General features: G+C 56.6%; 14 protein-coding genes and 1 riboswitch. Of the genes, 6 read left to right on the top strand and 8 right to left on the bottom strand.

The features are described from left to right. Positions 1 to 141: 141 nt before the first annotated feature. Together NP590_RS14835 and NP590_RS14840 are read right to left on the bottom strand one after the other, a co-directional pair. Positions 142 to 2,097 carry an alpha amylase C-terminal domain-containing protein gene (locus tag NP590_RS14835; RefSeq protein WP_256603341.1) on the bottom strand — a complete coding sequence of 652 codons (1,956 nt, stop codon included), beginning with the start codon at positions 2,095 to 2,097 and terminating at the stop codon, positions 142 to 144. 363 nt (positions 2,098 to 2,460) lie between these two features. Further along, entirely contained in the window at positions 2,461 to 3,186 is a 726-nt protein-coding gene (locus NP590_RS14840) for a VPLPA-CTERM sorting domain-containing protein (protein ID WP_256603342.1), read from the bottom strand. A 69-nt stretch (positions 3,187 to 3,255) separates the two neighbouring features. Further along, positions 3,256 to 3,337: riboswitch (cyclic di-GMP riboswitch) on the bottom strand. Between the two features lie 390 nt (positions 3,338 to 3,727). Between NP590_RS14840 and NP590_RS14845 the strand changes: the two genes are divergently transcribed. The 6 genes from NP590_RS14845 (at position 3,728) to NP590_RS14870 (ending at position 11,177) form a co-directional block, all read left to right on the top strand. Continuing rightward, positions 3,728 to 3,985: a hypothetical protein gene (locus NP590_RS14845; RefSeq protein WP_256603344.1), complete on the top strand. Its 258-nt coding sequence runs from the start codon at positions 3,728 to 3,730 to the stop codon at positions 3,983 to 3,985. Positions 3,986 to 4,370: 385 nt separating this feature from the next. After that, the gene (hemF, locus tag NP590_RS14850; protein ID WP_256603345.1) at positions 4,371 to 5,285 is read left to right on the top strand and encodes an oxygen-dependent coproporphyrinogen oxidase; all 915 of its coding nucleotides are present in this window, start codon (positions 4,371 to 4,373) and stop codon (positions 5,283 to 5,285) included. Positions 5,286 to 5,406: 121 nt separating this feature from the next. Further along, a complete protein-coding gene (locus tag NP590_RS14855; protein WP_256603346.1) occupies positions 5,407 to 7,575 on the top strand; it encodes a zeta toxin family protein in 2,169 nt (722 codons plus the stop codon). A 257-nt stretch (positions 7,576 to 7,832) separates the two neighbouring features. Beyond that, positions 7,833 to 8,582 (top strand): electron transfer flavoprotein subunit beta/FixA family protein, encoded by a 750-nt coding sequence (locus NP590_RS14860; RefSeq protein WP_256603347.1) that lies wholly within the window; start codon positions 7,833 to 7,835, stop codon positions 8,580 to 8,582. Next, positions 8,582 to 9,523: an electron transfer flavoprotein subunit alpha/FixB family protein gene (locus NP590_RS14865; RefSeq protein WP_256603348.1), complete on the top strand. Its 942-nt coding sequence runs from the start codon at positions 8,582 to 8,584 to the stop codon at positions 9,521 to 9,523. Before NP590_RS14860 ends, NP590_RS14865 begins: the two co-directional genes overlap by 1 nt. A 7-nt stretch (positions 9,524 to 9,530) precedes the next feature. Next, positions 9,531 to 11,177: an electron transfer flavoprotein-ubiquinone oxidoreductase gene (locus NP590_RS14870; protein WP_256603350.1), complete on the top strand. Its 1,647-nt coding sequence runs from the start codon at positions 9,531 to 9,533 to the stop codon at positions 11,175 to 11,177. 32 nt (positions 11,178 to 11,209) lie between these two features. On the opposite strand, the gene NP590_RS14875 is transcribed toward NP590_RS14870, so the two are convergent. From NP590_RS14875 to NP590_RS14900, 6 genes are all read right to left on the bottom strand, one after another. Further along, entirely contained in the window at positions 11,210 to 12,358 is a 1,149-nt protein-coding gene (locus tag NP590_RS14875) for an acyl-CoA dehydrogenase family protein (RefSeq protein WP_256603352.1), read from the bottom strand. A 2-nt stretch (positions 12,359 to 12,360) separates the two neighbouring features. After that, positions 12,361 to 13,908 carry an amino acid adenylation domain-containing protein gene (locus tag NP590_RS14880; RefSeq protein ID WP_256603353.1) on the bottom strand — a complete coding sequence of 516 codons (1,548 nt, stop codon included), beginning with the start codon at positions 13,906 to 13,908 and terminating at the stop codon, positions 12,361 to 12,363. A 47-nt stretch (positions 13,909 to 13,955) separates the two neighbouring features. Next, positions 13,956 to 15,704, bottom strand: a complete 1,749-nt coding sequence (locus NP590_RS14885; protein ID WP_256603354.1) for a B12-binding domain-containing radical SAM protein — start codon at positions 15,702 to 15,704, stop codon at positions 13,956 to 13,958. A 92-nt stretch (positions 15,705 to 15,796) separates the two neighbouring features. Next, the gene (locus tag NP590_RS14890) at positions 15,797 to 16,273 is read right to left on the bottom strand and encodes an aromatic-ring-hydroxylating dioxygenase subunit beta (RefSeq protein WP_256603355.1); all 477 of its coding nucleotides are present in this window, start codon (positions 16,271 to 16,273) and stop codon (positions 15,797 to 15,799) included. Next, positions 16,270 to 17,496 carry an aromatic ring-hydroxylating oxygenase subunit alpha gene (locus tag NP590_RS14895; protein WP_256603357.1) on the bottom strand — a complete coding sequence of 409 codons (1,227 nt, stop codon included), beginning with the start codon at positions 17,494 to 17,496 and terminating at the stop codon, positions 16,270 to 16,272. Before NP590_RS14895 ends, NP590_RS14890 begins: the two co-directional genes overlap by 4 nt. Before the next feature lie 51 nt (positions 17,497 to 17,547). Next, on the bottom strand, positions 17,548 to 17,799 hold the full coding sequence (locus NP590_RS14900; RefSeq protein WP_256603359.1) for an acyl carrier protein: 252 nt from the start codon (positions 17,797 to 17,799) through the stop codon (positions 17,548 to 17,550). Positions 17,800 to 17,824: the final 25 nt, after the last annotated feature.

The following is a 17,824-nucleotide window of genomic DNA, read 5'->3' on the forward strand; positions in this document are numbered from 1 at the left end:
AGGGTCGTTTGCGACAGTTCACGGCAGGCTAAAAAACATCATTCCGTACTGGCGTAGTCATAGCGGACTGGGCAGCGGTTTTGCGACTGGAATCTTTGGCCGGCTTTGGATCGGAATACGCATTAGCGACGGAGTCCTGACTCATGCCCGGGTAAAAATCAGTATGCTGTTCGCCGGAATGGTAATGCGGGCCGAGCGCGGTAGGCCGTGCATGCCGCTCCCAGAGGTATAAATCCCCTTGCCGTTGCCTACCAGCCAGGGGTTCATCCAGTTGTCGTAAAGGTCGCTGTTGAATTCTTCCTTCCAGAAACCGGCCAGCGGAAAACCCAACCAGTATTCGTGAAAGGTCGTCTCGTTGAGACTGGCCACCACCACCGTGTCGTCTCCGATTCCCGGTCGCCAACGGTGAAAAGCCAGGATGCGGTTGCCGTCGTGCGCATGAAAGACATTCAAGCCGCTGCCCGTCAAGCCGGGCAGGCGGTTGCGGGTCGCGATCAGGTCCCGGCTGAAACGCAGAAAGTCGATTCTGGCCTGATTGAGGTTATCCCAGCCGATTTCATGGCCGCTGTGCGGTTGATCGCTCCATTGTTTGTCTTCCAGAAATTCCTGCCCCATAAACAGTTGTGCGATGCCCGCGGCGGTCAGGGTCAGGCCCAGCGCCACCCGCGAACGGCTGCGGGCATACCAGGATTGCGTGTTTTCGCTGTCGGCGATTTTGGGGATGCGCCAACCTCTGTCCAGACGGACGATGTCGTGGTTTTCGCAGCATTGCACCGCCCGCCATTTGTCGCTCAGTTTGGGACTGGCGATTTCCCTGGCAATCCGGCTCATGTCGACGAAATTAGCCGCGCCGCCGGAGGCCTGTCCGACGGCGCCGCGCACCGCGTCGCGCAAACCGTCGTTTTGCAGGGCGTCGAAGCCGGCTCCGTTTAGGTGGGTCGGGCCGACCACGGCCTGTTCGACCGGCCAGCATTCGGCGATATGGATGGCTTGCGGCTTGATGAAGCGGCAGGTATCGGTGACATACTGGCAAAAGCGCCAGCCGTGTTCGCCGCCTTCGTTTTTAATCACGCTGACTTCGTCGTAGCGAAAGCCGTCGCAATGGTATTCCCTCAGCCAATATTGGGCATTGTCGATCAGAAACTGTTTGACCTTGTCGTTCCAGTAGGCGAACACCAGACCGCCCGCCCAGCCGCGGTCGGTAAAATACAGGCTGTTGTTCTGACTATCGTTGGGCTGGCGATCGAAAAAATAAAGGCCCTGGTCGCCGAAATCGCCGCCCGCGTGGTTGTAAACCACATCCAGCAGTACGGCGATACCATGTAGATGGCAGAGGTCGATGAAAACCTTCAACTGATTCGCTGTGCCCCGCAGATGTTCCGGGCGATAAGGACTAAGTCCCGGGTTGATGTCGCGCAGCAACTGGTTGACAGACTCCAGATAGCGCGGCATGGCCGGATCGTCGTCCCCGACGCCATAGTCGGTTTCCGGCGAAAAATAATCGACCCCGTTATAGCCCAGGCTGAATAAACCCGGAAATTCCACGATAGGCAGTGGCTGGATGGCGTTGATGCCCAAGGATTGCAAATACGGCAGTTTCCCGGCCACATCCAGGAAAGTGCCGTTGTTACGCCCGACCGGGATGAACCAGACCCCGATATGCAGTTGGTAAATCACCAGTTCGTGAAAGGCGGGCGGCCGAAAATCCCGGTCGTGCCATGGGAAGCTCCGGGGATCGACCAACAGACAGTGGCAGTCGGGCCACATCGGATCGTCGCTGAGATCGCGGGCGTAGGGGTCGCGTTTCAAGCCTTCGCTGCCGCCCAGCGGGCCGACCACATAGAACATGTAACGCTCGCCGGCTTGCATGCCGGCCACGAAGCCGCCCCAATAACCGTCGCCCATGGCCCGCAGTTTTGCGCATTGCCGGTTATGCCATGCCGGGCCGGTTTTGGCGTAGTCCCACAACAATCGCACTTCCCGGGCCGCCGGTGCCCAGACCCGAAAGGTGGCGCCGCTGCCTTCCGCCAGCAGATTGCCGCCCATCGCGGTGAAATTATCCATATGAGCCAGCGTCAGGGTTTGTAGGTCGGTCATGATGCCTCCGGCTTGGAGCGGAATGGGTACGCGCAAACCGACGGCCGGGGCTGGCCCACGTCAATCTGCCCTAACCGTCTGATTTGTCGCGCGCTTAAGTATGCGCGCTGGGAGAAAGCAAGGCAACCGGTTTTCTAACGGGGAAAACCGGGTGCTTTGCCGGCAAAAGACGGCTGACTTTGGGAGGCCGAAAAGTCAGTCGATAGGCAAGCGGAGCAGACGAATCACCCCCTCCGGCGGGTTCGGGCCAAACTTATGGGCTTGGGATTCTACCCCCCTCACCCCAACCCGCGAGGAGAGGGAGTTTTTTACGGCAGCCTCCGGAGGGGGGAACAGAATGCGGATTTATTTTGGGCGGGATCCTTAAGATTTGCGGTGGCCCACCCCGACGAATCCCAGCAACGCGCTGCCGAACAGCCAAACGGCACCCGGTAGCGGTACTTGCGAAACGGTGATGGTATTGCCGGAAAGGCTAAAGCGCAGATTGTCGGAGCTGAAGGTCACTCTGTAGTCGGCGTGACCGCCTAAGCCGGTATTACGAAGAGTGTCGCCGACGTTGAGGCCGGATGCGGCCTCGGTTTCGGTCAAACGATAATCGGCCATCACAAACAAATAATTACCGCCCGCCAGAGTAACTTCATAGGCGGGGTCGCGTTGAAAGTGAATTGAACCATCACTGGCGCCAAAAGCCGCGCCGAGGTCGGTTAATTTAAAATCGGGTGTATCCACATTGGGACAATTGTTGGCAATATCATCGCATCGAGCCAGGTGATTGGCCGGGTTTTGCAAGGGATTGATACTGCCGTCGTCCAGCCAAAAATGCGTATCCGGATCGAGGTAAGTGAATTCGCCATCGCCATTCAAATCAAGTGCGTCGGCGGACGAGTTACTGGTGCTTTCATATGCCAGCACATTGACTTTAAAGCTGCCTGCATTTTGCATGACAATCTTCCAGGTATCGAACGTCGTACCGTTTTCCAGTTGCAGCAAGCTGCCGTCGATTACCAGTTGGCTGGAGGCTTGAGCCGGGGCCGCCCAGGCCGCGGCCGCCAAAGTGGCTGAGCCGAGAATTTTACTGACAGTGTTCATTGAGTTCCTTCCTGATGATTGGGATGAATGCGCCGCGATACGGAGCGCTCGCGAATATCTCGTGAATGAGACAGCAGCCCGGCTATCTTGCCGAACGGCAAGACCCGTGGTTTTCCGAACCCGCCTTGCGACGAGGATGGCGAACTTATGCCGACCTGAATAGCGGACGACTTGGTCGGCCACCGAGCAAGGTATGCGGTGACGGTAAAAGCAACTTGCGCGCCAATTCTCAAATTATTGAAAAAAGGCCGAATTTGACAGGAATTATTGGGGTGGCATAAAAAAACGAGGCATATGCCCTATTTGCCATGGGAAATAACCCATATTGCAACTATTCGGCGCTTCCTTGCGGAAGGTAATCCTCTCAATCTGCTGGAATTCGATGGAATTGGTCCAAAGAATTTGCATCCTGATGGGCGCTGTGATAGAAATTTTTCGCGGATGCCTAAAATCTACCGCATCAGGCGTTTGAGCGTCGGCAAAAATCGTTCAAATACCATCACTAAGAAACATAACAACTATAAAACGAGAGGAGACAGGAATGAAAAAAATTCTATTAGCAATCACTACCTTGGTTCTGGCGAGTCTGATGCCTTTCCTGGCGGTTGCCGGCGAATCGGATACTTGCAAGGGTTGCCACAACGGTTCGGTTGCGCCCGCGGTTGATGCGCTAAAAGCCAAGTTCAAAACCGCCGATGCCTTGGTGGCGGGAGCCAAAAGCTCCACCAACCCGATGATGAAATCCATCCAGGCCGATGAGGCCAAATTAAAGGCCGCTGCCGCGGAAATCGTCAAATAAGGATTCCGCCCACAATAACTTCCGTATTCTGTTCCCTCTCCCTCCGGAGGGCGTCGTAAAAGCCGATCAGCCCCCTCTCCCGCAAGGAGAGGGAGCTTTTGCAACGCGCTCTTCCCGCCGGGCGAGGGTTAGGGACGGAATCCTAATACGGCGTTTTCAACTTAATCAAGCCTGAAAACGGCCAACTGACTAAGGCTGGCCGGTATGGGCTTTATGTTACGGCCCAAATGCATGCTTCCGTGCATTTGGGCATCCGGCTTGCCGGATTAGCAAAAGCGCTGCACGCAGCCAATGGCGCTCCCCAAGGCGCAAGGATTTGCACGCTCCCCGCATAAGCTGTTAGTTTCGCCGGCTTATACAATCACCTACTCTGACCCGCCCGACCATGACCGAAAACGATATCGCCCTAGTGAAAGATTATTTGCTGAACTTGCAGGACAGCATTTGCGCCGCATTGGAAACTCAAGAACCCAAGGCGCGCTTCGTCGAGGATGCCTGGCGGCGCGAGGAAGGCGGCGGCGGACGCACGCGGGTACTGGCGGACGGCGAGGTCATCGAACAAGGCGGGGTGAATTTTTCCCATGTATTCGGCTTCAGCCTGCCGCCGTCGGCCACCGCCAAGCGGCCGGATCTGGCCAACCGCCAATACGAAGCCATGGGCGTGTCGCTGGTGATTCATCCTCGCAACCCTTATGTGCCCACTTCGCATGCCAATGTGCGGTTTTTCATCGCCAAAAAAGACGGCGAACCCACCATCTGGTGGTTCGGCGGCGGCTTCGATTTGACGCCGTTTTATCCGTTCCGGGAAGACGTCGAACATTGGCACCGGACCGCCCGCGACGCTTGCCAGCCTTTCGGCGCGGAGCAATACGCCCGTTATAAAAAATGGTGCGACGAGTATTTTTTCCTGAAACACCGCGGCGAAACCCGTGGCGTCGGCGGGTTGTTTTTCGACGACTTGAATGAGCCGGATTTCGCTACGGCCTTTGGCTTTATGCAGAGCGTCGGCAACCACTATATCCCCGCCTATCTGCCCATCGTGCAAAAGCGTAAAAATACCGCCCATGGCGAAAGGGAACGCAATTTCCAGTTGTATCGGCGCGGCCGCTATGTCGAATTCAATCTTGTTTACGACCGGGGCACCCTGTTCGGTCTGCAATCGGGCGGCAGAACCGAATCGATTTTGATGTCCATGCCGCCGGTTGCGCACTGGCGGTATAATTGGCCAGCGGAACCCGGCAGCCCGGAAGCCGAACTTTACGATACCTATTTAAAACCGCAAGACTGGTTGAACCCTTGATGGTTTGAAATGGCTTGGGCAGTATTGCCCAGCAAGGCCAAGGATAAGGCCGACATAATAATTATTAAAACCAGCGGAGCCCGCCGATCAAGAGTTGGGCCAGCACCGAGGAAGGATAAGCATGAACCAGAACCCGAACCGGGGTATACCCGCCTATCGGCAGTTAAAGCGCTTGCGAACCGCTTTAGCCATTGCCCAGGGCAGCCGGCTGTTATCGCGGCTGTTGCAGGAGTTGGAAGCTACCGTCTCCCACGACCAAACCAAGCGCGTCACTTATATGACCGAGTTGTTCACCCGTATCCACCGGGAAATGTTCAGCGACTGGAAGGAGCAGGTTACGGTCAACCACCGGCCGGGTACCATGCTGGAGAAGGAAAAGCGCAAACGCTTCCGCATAGCCATCGAACGCCTGGTGCTGGACGGCGACAGCAATCAGGATAGCGCCATCTTCGACAACAACGGCTTTGTGATGTATTGCGACGACATCGCCTGCCGCTTGGCCGGTTTTTATCAACAGCTGCGGGTGATCCGCCCTTATTCCTACGGCAACCGCATCACCCTGGATTTTTTTATCACCGCGCTCGGTAACTTGCCGGCCTTCAAGGCGGTTTACGAACAAGGCATAGACTTCCGCCGGCTGGCGCATGAGGATGCCGTCGCCTTGCACGATCCGGACAGCGACCACGCCGCCATCAGCCAAGCCTTTCGGCATGCGCTGGACCCCAACCGTAGCCATAGCTTGGTCAACAGCGCCAACGGCTACGGCAAATGGCCGGAAAACAAGCGGTTTTTGCAAGGGATTCCGTTTTTATCCCACACCACGGCGGACGGCGTCGATTGCTTGGTCACCGTGAACGGCGGTCTGGTGCCGCTAAAAAGCATTCAGGTCGATCAATTCATCACAGGTCAGCATATTGCCGATAACTCGCTGACCGTATCGGAAAACATCATAGGCTATTTACCCGGCACCGAAGATTTACGCACGCCCGGCAAGCGCGAAATCGACGCCATTCCGATCCGCGAGGACGGCGTGGCGCCGCTGTTCTGTCTGGACATCAACATGCTGACCAGCTTGCGCCCGCCCAGCCATGCTGAACTGCTGGATTTGCTCAAACAATTTGCCGGCGAACAGGCCAAGGTATTCGTTTTGGCCGACAATCCGGGCTTAAAACGCAAAATGCTGGCGGCCACCCAGGGCGAAAGCCGATTGCAACGCACCATAGAAATTGCCTATAAACGCCTGGGCAAAATCAATCTGGCCCTGCAAACCGCCTTGCAAAACATCTTCCACGGCAAAACCCCCGTCGACACGCCGAAACTGTTCATGTGCATGGGCGGAGCCGGGGCCGGCAAAACAGCGGTGGAAGAAATCGCCCGCGCTCAATGCGGCGACAATTTCGTGGTGGCCTCGCTGGACGAATTCCGCAAACTCAGCGACCTGTACTGCCTGTTGACCGCCGCCAATCACCACAGCGACGATTACGTGTACGTGGAGCCGTTCGCCAACCGTTTGCGTGATTTGGTGGCCGACCATGCCCGCGCCAATCGCATCAACCTGTTATACGACGGTACCGGCATTCCCTATCAACCGCGTTATTCGACCGTGATCAGCCAGTTTCAAAGCGCCGGCTTCCATACCCAGATCACTGCCGTCGATGCATTCCTGGTCAAGCCGGTCGGGCGCGAGGAAGAGTTATCGCGGGCAGGCGTGATCGGCAGCGTCAAGTCTCGTTTCGAAGCCAGCGGCAGGGCTTTGCCCTGGGTGGTAACCATAGACAAACACATCCGCTCGCCGCAGGCTTTCTTGCTGGCCTTGCAGGATAGCGCGCTGGCGAAACTGTCGCTGTTCGCCAACGACGGCGAACGCGACCAGCATTATCTGGTGGCGGAAAGTTTTTTGATGTACGACGAAGACATCGAACACCTGCACGAGCAGCAAATTGCCGGCAGCCTGGCGCTGCATTTTAAAACCATCATGAGCCGCCATCACGATTCGGTGTTGAAAAAGTTGGCCCAGCATTACGACGGCGCCTTGAAGGCCTTGATCGACCGTAACCCGGCCTTGAGCGAGGACAATGTCGGCTATTTGATTTATCGCGGCAGCGAGCACAACCGGGTATTGGCCATCTACAATCTGCGGCGCATGGTGGATTTTGTACAAAAACGCCAGCTCAACCCCAACGCTTCCGGCGAGGACGGCCTGCTGCACAAGCCCTGGGCACTGGGTTTTCACGTCGATCCGCAAGCCAAGCAGGCCTGGATTACCCGCCTGCAGGGCACGGTGGAATGACCTTTCCCGACTCTTTGGTTGTTTGTCAAGGCGGTTTGGCCGAGAGGCGGCTGGACCGGTTGGATATTAGCTGTAAAATGTTGGCCGCGGGTTGGTTTATTTTGAACGCATGAACTTGGCGCGTATTCGATAAACACAGGGAACGGCAAGCATAATCGATTGCGTTGGGGCCCATGTGCCGGAATTGGTCGGCGGCGGTCTGATCTTGACGGTTAGTGGAATACGCTCGACAGAGTAACGATCATTTCAGGTGGCTAATGAAAATTCTGGTGGCGGTAAAACGCGTGGTGGATTACAACGTGCAACTGCATGTCAAGTCCGACGGCTCGGGTGTTGAAACCGATGGTGTAAAAATGAGCATCAACCCATTTGACGAGATTGCGGTTGAGGAAGCTATTCGTATCAAGGAAGCCGGTCATGCGGACGAAGTGCTGGTGGTTTCCATAGGCAGCGATGCCTGTCAGGAACAATTACGCGCGGCATTGGCCATGGGGGCGGATCGCGCTCTTCTGGTCAAATGCGACCGGGATGTCCAGCCGCTGTTGGCGGCCAAAGCGCTGCAAGCCTTAGTCGGGCAAGAGCGTCCGCAATTGGTATTGATGGGTAAACAGGCCATCGATGATGACGCTTGTCAGACGCCGCAAATGCTGGCCGGTTTGCTGGACTGGCCGCAAGCGACCTTTGCTTCCCGGATTGTTATCGCCGGAGCCGGCAAGGTCGAAGTCACCCGGGAAGTCGATGCGGGGCTGGAAACCTTATCGCTGGATTTGCCGACGGTGATTTCAACCGATTTACGCTTGAACGAACCGCGCTACATCAAAATTCCCCAGATCATGAAAGCCAAATCCAAGCCCCTGCAAATGCTGGATTTGGCTGATTTACCCATCACGGAAACTCCGCTGCTGAATATTGTGACCACCTCGGCCCCGGAACCGAGGCCGGCCGGCGTCAGGGTCGGCTCCGTTGCGGAATTGGTCGATGCCCTGAAAGAAAAAGGAGTGTTGTGATGAACAGGATATTATTGATCGCCGAACACAATGGTCAAAATCTTGATCCGGCAACCGCCAAATCACTGACGTGCGCCCTGCAAATTCCTCACCAAACCCTGGACATTGCCGTATTCGGTTCGAGTCGCGCGCCGGCGGAATCGGCCGCCAAATTGGTAGGGGTCAATCGGGTGCTTTTTGTTGAGCTGCCGGAAAATCAAGCGGGATTGGCGGTATGTCTCTGTCCGTTAGTTGTCGAACTGTCGGCAGACTACACGCATGTTCTGGTTCCGGCTACTTCATTCGGACGCGATTTGCTGCCGAGGGTGGCGGCCAAATTGAATGCGGCTCAGGTCAGCGATATTGTGGCCGTGGATGGCGACAGATGTTTCAAGCGATATGTTTATGCCGGAAATGCCTTGATCACCGTGCAGGCACCCGCTGGAACAGTTGTCGCCAGCGTACGCGCGAATGCCTTTAAGCCGACAAGCGCCGGTGGTCAAGCCGTGGTTGAGACGGTGGACTTAAACCTGGAACTTCCCCGTCATACCCGCTTGTTGGGTTTGAACCGAAGCGTCAGCGAGCGTCCGGACTTGCAGTCGGCTTCGCGCGTGCTGGCGGGCGGGCGGGGCGTCGGCGGCAAGTCCGGTTTTGACGATCTTTATCGGCTGGCGGATAAATTGGGGGCGGCGGTCGGGGCGTCGCGGGCGGCGGTGGATGCCGGTTTCGTCCCCAACGATCTGCAAATCGGCCAAACCAGCAAAATCATCGCGCCGGATTTATACATTGCGTTCGGCATTTCCGGCGCGTTTCAGCATTTGGCCGGGATCAAGGACGCCGGCGTGATCGTGGCGGTCAATACCGATCCGAACGCGCCGATTTTCGAGGTGGCGGACATCGGTCTGGTTGCCGATTTGTTCGAGGTGATTCCGCAGCTCGAACAAGCCTTGGCAAACAAGTAGGCCGGCCATGGAACGCGAATCCGTAGCATTCGATGTGGCCATCGTCGGCGCCGGGCCGGCCGGTTTGGCCGCTGCCATTAAAATCAAGCAGTTGGCAGGCGAGCGCGGCCTGGATGTCAGCGTTTGTGTGTTGGAAAAAGGCTCCGAAGTAGGGGCGCACATCCTGTCCGGCGCTTTATTGGAAATCAAAGCTTTAGAGGCGTTGTTTCCCGCTTGGCGGGATTTGCAGGCCCCGGTCGGCGTGACCGTGGCCGAGGAGGAATTGTGTTATCTGGCCGGATCGCAACATGCCGTAAAGTTTCCGGATTTCGCAGTTCCCAAGCCTTTACGTAACCACGGCCATTACGTGGTTAGTTTGGCCAATCTGTGCCGCTGGCTGGGCAAACAGGCGGAAGGCTTGGGTGTCGATATTTTCGCCGGTTTCGCGGCCGACAGCCTGTTGTACCGCGAAGACGGTGGCATTGCAGGTGTAGTAACCGGCGATATGGGGCTGGATAAACAGGGCCGACAAAAGCCCGGTTTCCAGGCCGGCATCGAAGTCAGGGCCAAGTACACCTTGTTTGCCGAGGGTTGTCACGGCCATTTGGGCAAGCAACTGACTGAACGTTATTGCCTGCGCGAGGGCGCCGATCCGCAGCATTACGGCATAGGCATCAAAGAAGTGTGGAAGATAGATGCCGCCAAGCACCGGCCGGGAAACGTGTTGCATACCTTCGGCTGGCCGCTGGACGGTTCCAGCGAAGGTGGCGGATTTTTGTATCACTTGGACGGACAACAAGTGGCCTTGGGATTCATCGTCGGCCTGAATTACGCCAACCCGCACCTGAATCCGTATCAGGAAATGCAGCGCTGGAAGCTGCACGCCAAAATTAAACCTTTGCTGGAAGGCGGCACCCGTTTGGCTTACGGAGCGCGCGCGCTCAACAAAGGCGGTTGGCAGTCGTTGCCGCGCATGAGTTTTCCGGGCGGTTTGTTACTGGGCTGCGATGCCGGCTTGTTGAATCCGGCCAAATTGCGCGGCATCCACAACGCATTGCGTTCCGGCATGCTGGCGGCCGAAACCGTGCTCGAATCGTTTGCGGCTGGCGATGGCGCCGAACTTGACAACTTCGAGCAAAAATTTCGCGCATCGCCGATTTACTCGGAGCTCTATCAGGCTCGCAACGTGGCGCCGGCGCTAAGCAAGTGGGGCCCTTTGCTGGGCGGAGCGTTTTTTTGGCTGGACCAAAACCTGCTGGCCGGGCGTTTGCCGTTTACCTTGCGCAAGCCGCGGGCCGATCATGCGGTGTTGAAAGCGGCCGCTGCTTGTCCGCCGATCGATTACCCGTGTCCGGACGGTAAGATCAGTTTCGATTTGATGGCTTCGGTGGCCTTGTCCAACACCCATCACGAGGCCGACCAGCCTTGTCACTTGCAGCTCCGCGACGCCGACGTGCCGCTGGCGGTCAATTGGCCGCAATACGCCGAACCGGCGCAGCGCTACTGTCCGGCCAAGGTTTACGAGGTGGTCGCCGATGCTAATGGCAACCGCGGCTTGGTAATCAATGCGCAAAATTGCGTGCATTGCAAAACCTGCGACATCAAAGATCCGGCACAAAACATAGACTGGCGGCCGCCGGAGGGCGGGGGTGGCCCCAATTACACCAATATGTAGATTGGATGGTTAGCGGACGCTGCGGACGGGAGCTATAAACCCAGCCAGCGGGCGATGATGTTGCGTTGGATTTCCGAGGTGCCGGAGTAAATGGTGCTGCCGATAGCGTCGCGCAACGCGCGTTCCACTTCGTAATCCACCATGAAGCCGTAACCGCCGTGAATTTGTACGCTGTCCATCGCGGTTTTGACCAAGGATTCGCTGACGAACAGCTTGGTGATCGCCGCGTCCATCGACACGTTTTTACCTTGCTGCAGGCGCCAGGCGGCTTGGTAAGTCAGTAGCCGGGCGGCTTCCAGATTGACTTTCATGTCGGCGATTTTGTGCGAAATCGCCTGAAATTTGCCTATCGCTTGCCCGGATTGGCTGCGTTTTCTGGCGTAGGCGATAGAGGTTTCCAGCAAGCGCTGCATGGCGCCGACGTGGCCGGCTACCAGCAATACCCTTTCCCAATCCATCGCCGTGGCGAATACGCTGGCACCGCCGCCCACCGAACCCAACACTGCCGAGGCGGGCAGGTAGACGTTTTCGAACACCAATTCGCTGATCGGCGAGGTGCGCAGGCCCAGTTTCTCGAAGGTGCCGGGTGCCGAAAAACCCGGCATGCCCTTTTCCAGCAAGAAGGCCGTGGTGCCGCCGTGAAAGCCTTTTTGCGGATTGGTCATGGCGAACACGATGGCGACGTCGCCGACCGGGCCGTTGGAAATAAAGGTCTTGCTGCCGTTGAGGCGCCAGCCGTCGCCGTCGGCCACCGCCGTGGTGCGCATGGCGAAGGCATCGGAGCCGGCGCCGGGTTCGGTGATGGCGTGCATGCCAATCAAACTGCCGTCGCACAAGCCGGGTAAGTAGCGCTGTTTTTGTTCGTCGCTGCCGTGTTCGGATAAGGGCACCACGCAGGCCAGAATGTGGGCGCTGAGGGAGAATACCAAACCGGCGTCGCGGCAGCCGTAGCCCAAAGCTTCCAAGGCGACGGCCACCGATAGCGCATCCAGATTGCTGCCGCCATAGGCTTCGTCGGCAGGCAGGCCCTGGATGCCCATGTCGGCGCATTGCTGCCAACAATCGCGCGGGAATTGGTGGTCGCGGTCGCGTGCAATCACGTCGGTGTTCAGCGTTTGTTGGGCGAATTTGACGATGCTGTCGCTTAAGTTTTTTTGTTCGTCGGACAAACTGAAGTCCATGGTCAGGCTCCCTTCAAGGCTTGGTAATCGATTTTGTCGGTGGAGGTTTTCGGCAGTTCGGGCAGCCAGACGAATTCGTCTGGAATCATATATAGCGGCAGGTTTTCGGTGCAAAAACGTTTCATCGCTATGATGGACGGCCGGGTTTCGCCGTGATGGCTGACAAAGGCCTTGATTTTAATGCCGGCTTCTTCGTCGGCCTGCGCCAGTACCGCGGCTTCCTTGATGTCGGGATGTTTATACAAGCCGGCTTCGATTTCGCCTAATTCGACCCGATAGCCGCGGCGCTTGACCATGCGGTCGCGGCGGCCTTGATACAGATAACATCCGGGTGAGGTTTCCACCACGATGTCGCCGGTGTGGTACCAGCGCTTATCGTCGTAACTTAAAAACGCCCGCGCGGTTTGTTCGGCCAAATCCCAATAGCCTTGCATCACGCCGCTGCCGCTGATGCACAGTTCGCCGGATTCGCCGCTCGGCACGATGCGGTCGTCGCTATCGACTACTATGCCTTGCAAGTGGCTGCAGACCTCGCCGATAGGAAAAGGTATCGTGCGGTCTTCCGGTATCGGCAGTTTCACTTCGTAATAGGTGCAAACATTGGTTTCGGTCGGGCCATACAGATTGAAATAGCGCGGATGCGGCCACTGCTCGCTAAGATTACGCAAATGTTTGACCGGGAATACTTCGCCGGCGAACAACACCAAACGCAATGCGGAATAGTCGTACTCCGCCAATGTGCCGAATTGGGCCAGCAAACTCAGGATGGATGGCGCCGAATACCAGCAGCTGATGCGCTGTTCGGCAATCAGTGGGGCTAATTTGGTGGGTTCTTTGCCCACGTCTTCAGGCACCAGTACCAGTGCGGCGCCGTGCTTCAGCGAGACGTGCAGATCCAGGATGGATAAATCGAAATGAAACGGTGCGTGGGAAGAAAAGCGGTCCGTCTCGGTCGGTTCGAACGCCTCGGAACACCAATCGACAAAACTGACCGCGTTGCGGTGCGACAACATCACGCCCTTGGGTTTGCCGGTGGAACCGGAGGTGTAGAGGATGTAGGCCAAATCGTCGGCGTTCGGTATGACCGTGGTTGCCGCTGCTGGGGAAAGATCGGCCAGAACGTCGGCTAAACCCTGGCCGCCGCCGGCTTGTTCGATGCAACACAGTGTCGGCTCGGCGCCCAACTGGGCTAATTCGACCCGCAATTTTTCTTCGAAGCGGTGTTCGGTCAACAGCACTTTGACCTGGCAGTTGTGCATGATATAGGCGTTGCGGGACGGCGGCGCGCTGAAATCCACGGGGACGTAAGCTGCGCCGGCTTTCAAAATGCCGTAAATAGCCGCCACCGCGTCGATCGATTTGCGCAGGTACAGACCTACCCGGTCGCCTGGCCGAACGCCGGAGGCGATCAAATAATCCCTGAAACCGTCGGACAGTTTATCCAGCTCCTGGTAGTTCAGTTGGCCGGCCTGCGGTTCGACGACGGCAATGCGTTCCGGAAAGCGTTGCGCGGCCTGAATAAATGCCTGATGTAAAACTTGACTCGTCATAAGCGGATTCGTCCTCGGCAATCGAGATAGTCGTTCGCGGATGCGTGTTAAGCGCTTTCCGCGGCTTCCAGAGTGGCGGCGTCCCAGCCCATTTCGTCGAACCAGCGGCCGCCTATGCCGCGGTTTAACGGAAAGGCTTGATTCATCACGCCGTCGAACAAAATCATGTTGTTGCGTTTCAAAATATCGTCTCCTAATGCATCCAGAGCGCGGGCGCGGGCAACCGGGTCTTTGATGCAGTCGGCCTCGTGCACCACCGGTATGAATTCCAGCGCGTCGTCGATCGCCGCGTTGTAGTCCTCCACGCAAAACTTGGGCAGTGCCGACACGCTGCCTTTGATTTCCATCAAGCGGCGTACCGCGCGGAAACCGACATCGACCAGTTGCTCACGGCTGAGCCACTGGGTCTCGTAATTGATCCGATTCAGCAAAGACGCGCTTTCCATGGCTTTGCGGTGCTGTTCGGCGCTACGATGAAACACCCGGTAGCCGTGCTGCTCGGGGAATTCGAAAAAGGTCGAAGCGGGGTCGAGAAACGGAATCATCGGGCATATCATCGGATTGACGTTGCGGCCTTTGAATTTATGCAGCAGATGGGCGCAGTAATCCACCGTCTCGTCCACGGATTGCGGAGTCTGCTGCGGCATGCCGATAAAGTACCAGATGTCGATGTTATGGATGCCGATTTCCAGAGCCCGTTCTATCCAGGCCTCCATTTCTTCGTTGCTATAGACGCCGCGGCCGGACAACTTGGAAATGGTGTGGTCGTGGCTTTCCGGCGACAAGGTGATGCTGGTGCGCTTGTTGGCGCGCACCATGTGTTTGAGGATGTCCTCGCTGGTTAAAAAATACTGTTCGTAACTGATGCCCTTGAGGCCGGTGTCGCCGACCAAGTCCAGAAAGAAATGCATGCCCTGCGGCGATTCGTTATACGAGCCCACCGAATAGAAGTGGTAGTTGTTGACGTCCGGAATATTGCGGATGGTCTGGAATTCGTAGCTGATTTCTTCTTTGGGCTTGCGGGCCATGGTGCGGTGGCGTTTGAAAACCCGGCGAAAGGCCTCCCGCGAACCGCCGCACCAACCGCAGTTATAGGCGCAACCGGCATTTTGGGTGGACAGCAGCTCCATGATCGGTAAAGCGGTGGATTTGGCATCCCGCGGCTGTTGCGACCAGTCTATGCCGCAACCGTACACGTTCGGTTTGTGGGCAAAGTCGTTCATTCGCACGTTGCCGTCGTGATCTTTCCACATCAAGTTCTCGATGTCGCTCGGGGCGCGGCCTGCCTTAATCGCGGGCAGCAACTGCGCCATCGGTTCGTGGGTGTTGTAGCCCTGCATCACCATATCGACGTACGGATATTGAATCAGCTCGCTAGCGAAATAAGTGGAGGAAATGCCGCCGAATATGATTTTGATATCGGGGCGCAAAGAGTGTATGCGTTCGGCTACGGCAAGGCTGCCTTGTACATGCACCATCCAATGCAGATCGATGCCGACCAGAGGCGTATCCAAAGCCAGGGCGATTTTGTCGAAGTCGAGTCCGGGGTGGCGCAGCAGAATGCTGCTTAAATTGAGGATGCGCACCTCGTGGCCGCGTTCGCCCAGAAAACGCTGCAGGGTTTTGAAACCCACCGGAAAATATTCGTACAAGGGCGTGATCGGCACGTCGCCGCTGGTGCCGAGAAAGGGGAAATAGATGTCGCGGCGATTGCGGAAATCGAAAAATGCCGGGGCATGAATCAATACCAGGTCGGAGCGAAGGGACGGCAGGGAGTGGCCGAGGTTTGACATCATATAAATCCTCTAAAGGCAGGCTGAAGGCGAGTGGTTGAAAGTGTCCGGCAAATCGTCCCTGGGTTTACGCGGGTAGTCATTACGATGGTTTTTCACAGAAACAGCGAGAGATTTTCGACGGTGCAGTGATCGACAAGGATTTTTCGTTCCCGCAGCAACCATTTTCCGCCTGTCGACCATTTGTCCTCCCGGCAGCCGACGACCAGCCATTCCTCTCTGAAGCTACGGCTTCTGAATACCATGAAGTTGGATCTGACTAGCACCAAACCGTCCTGTTCGGTATCGGCGGTGATGTTGGAGATGAAACGCCGGGTCCGGGTGGGCGGAATTTCGGTCCAAGCGAGTTCGGTATCCAAGCGGTCTACCCGCAAGATCAAACTGGCTTTGTTTTCGTCGAACAGTGGCAGCCGCTGCGTTTCGTCTTGTTTTTCCTGCGCGCGGGACACATTCGCGCGTACCGGAGCCCAGTAGCGTAAATTCAAGGCTAAAAGTTCCAGCCATTCGCGGTAGCGGCCGGAGTCGAGCAAATGCGCTTCGTGAAATAGCAGTCTTTCGATGTCGTGGATCATGGGGTGCCGTCCGCGTGAGCTATTATCTCCGCCCAACGTTTATAAAACGCCAAGGCCGCAATATCGGATTGCAATGAAGCGGTGTGGCCCGGGAAGGGTCTATTCTTAATTTCCGGGTCGGCGTCGAATTCGTAGCAGAGGCGAAAATCCGGCGGCATCCCTTTTAGATTGTCGGCCAAGCGCGACCACACTTCTAGATCGTCTTGTTCCAGCATGCCGGTCGGCGAAAACAGCCGGGTGACCTGTTTTCTGACCAAATCCTTGATTTGCTCGGGCGCGTCCTTGTGATAGAGCGCCCACGACCATAATTCGGTTTGATCTGGGGATCTGGGGTTCCAGACGCGGATACTGCACAATCCCGGAAAATAGACGAAGGACAGATTGGGAAATATCGTGATAACCAAGGTGCAACGCAGCAGTTTGCGTTGGGCTTCCGAGATGCGTTGTTCGGCCGCCAGTTTATCCAGGTAAAGCGTGTAGGTGGTGTCGACTTCTTGTTTGGGCGCGATACAGATCAGTATGTGACCTTGGTCGGTCCAGACGTGAAAGCTGTCTTCGCTGTTTGGGTCTTCGTTGCGGCGCCCGAGTTTGCCCATGCTGCAGTGCACGGCCTGAAAATGCCAATTGTCGGAACCGAATTGTTCCGCTGGAATTTTCCAGTTGCAATGCACGGTCGAACGATGGGTGCCCTTGGACACCTCCGTGCCGCCGTTGCAATCCAGCAGCATGTCCAAATACCATTTCATGTCGCCGAGGTAGTCTTCCAGCGGAGCGGCAGCAGGCGAGAAGGTGCAAAAAATCAGGTCTCGATACACAGAAACCTGGGCGGCTTTGCATAAGCCCCACTTCGATTTGTCGAATTCCGGTGAATGGCGGCGCGGGACGCCGATCAAATCGCCTTTGTTATCGAATACCCAGTTGTGGTAAGGGCAGACGAATTTTCTGGCGTTGCCGTATTCCTGCTGACAGACTCTGGCGGCGCGATGGCTGCACACGTTGGCAAATACATTGAACCCACCTTCGCCGTCCAGGCAAAGCAGTACCGGCATCGTGCCGGCGTATGCCTGGATAAAGTCGCCCTTTTCCTTGAACTGGCTGCGATGCCCGAGGTAAAGCCAGCTTTGGGAAAACACTGTCGCTTGTTCGCGGGCGAAAATATCCGGGTCGGTGAATACCCGCCCGCTGACGGTTCTATCGTGAATGTCGACCAGGCGCTTATCCATGGGTCTCCCAATTAGCCAATAGTGCTGAAATCGCAACGGGTGGGTATGCGCTTAACCTAATTTCGTCTGAATCAGCGCGCTGATATCGGCTAGGGTGTCGAGATGTTCCGAATCGGTTTCGTGCGCCTTGAATTTGACGCCGAACTTTTCCTCTAAAAACGCAACCAGCCGCAACGTCGCAATCGAGTCGAGAATACCGCCGGTGATGAGCGGCGTATCATCGGTCAATTCGTCCGGGTTTTCCCCCGGCAAAAATTCCCTGAGCACAAATTCTTTAACGATTGCGATTGTATCTTGAGTCATGTGTGTATTCTCCTGTTGGCGGATG

Source organism: Methylomonas subterranea (assembly GCF_024505185.1).
Lineage (GTDB): Bacteria > Pseudomonadota > Gammaproteobacteria > Methylococcales > Methylomonadaceae > Methylomonas > Methylomonas subterranea.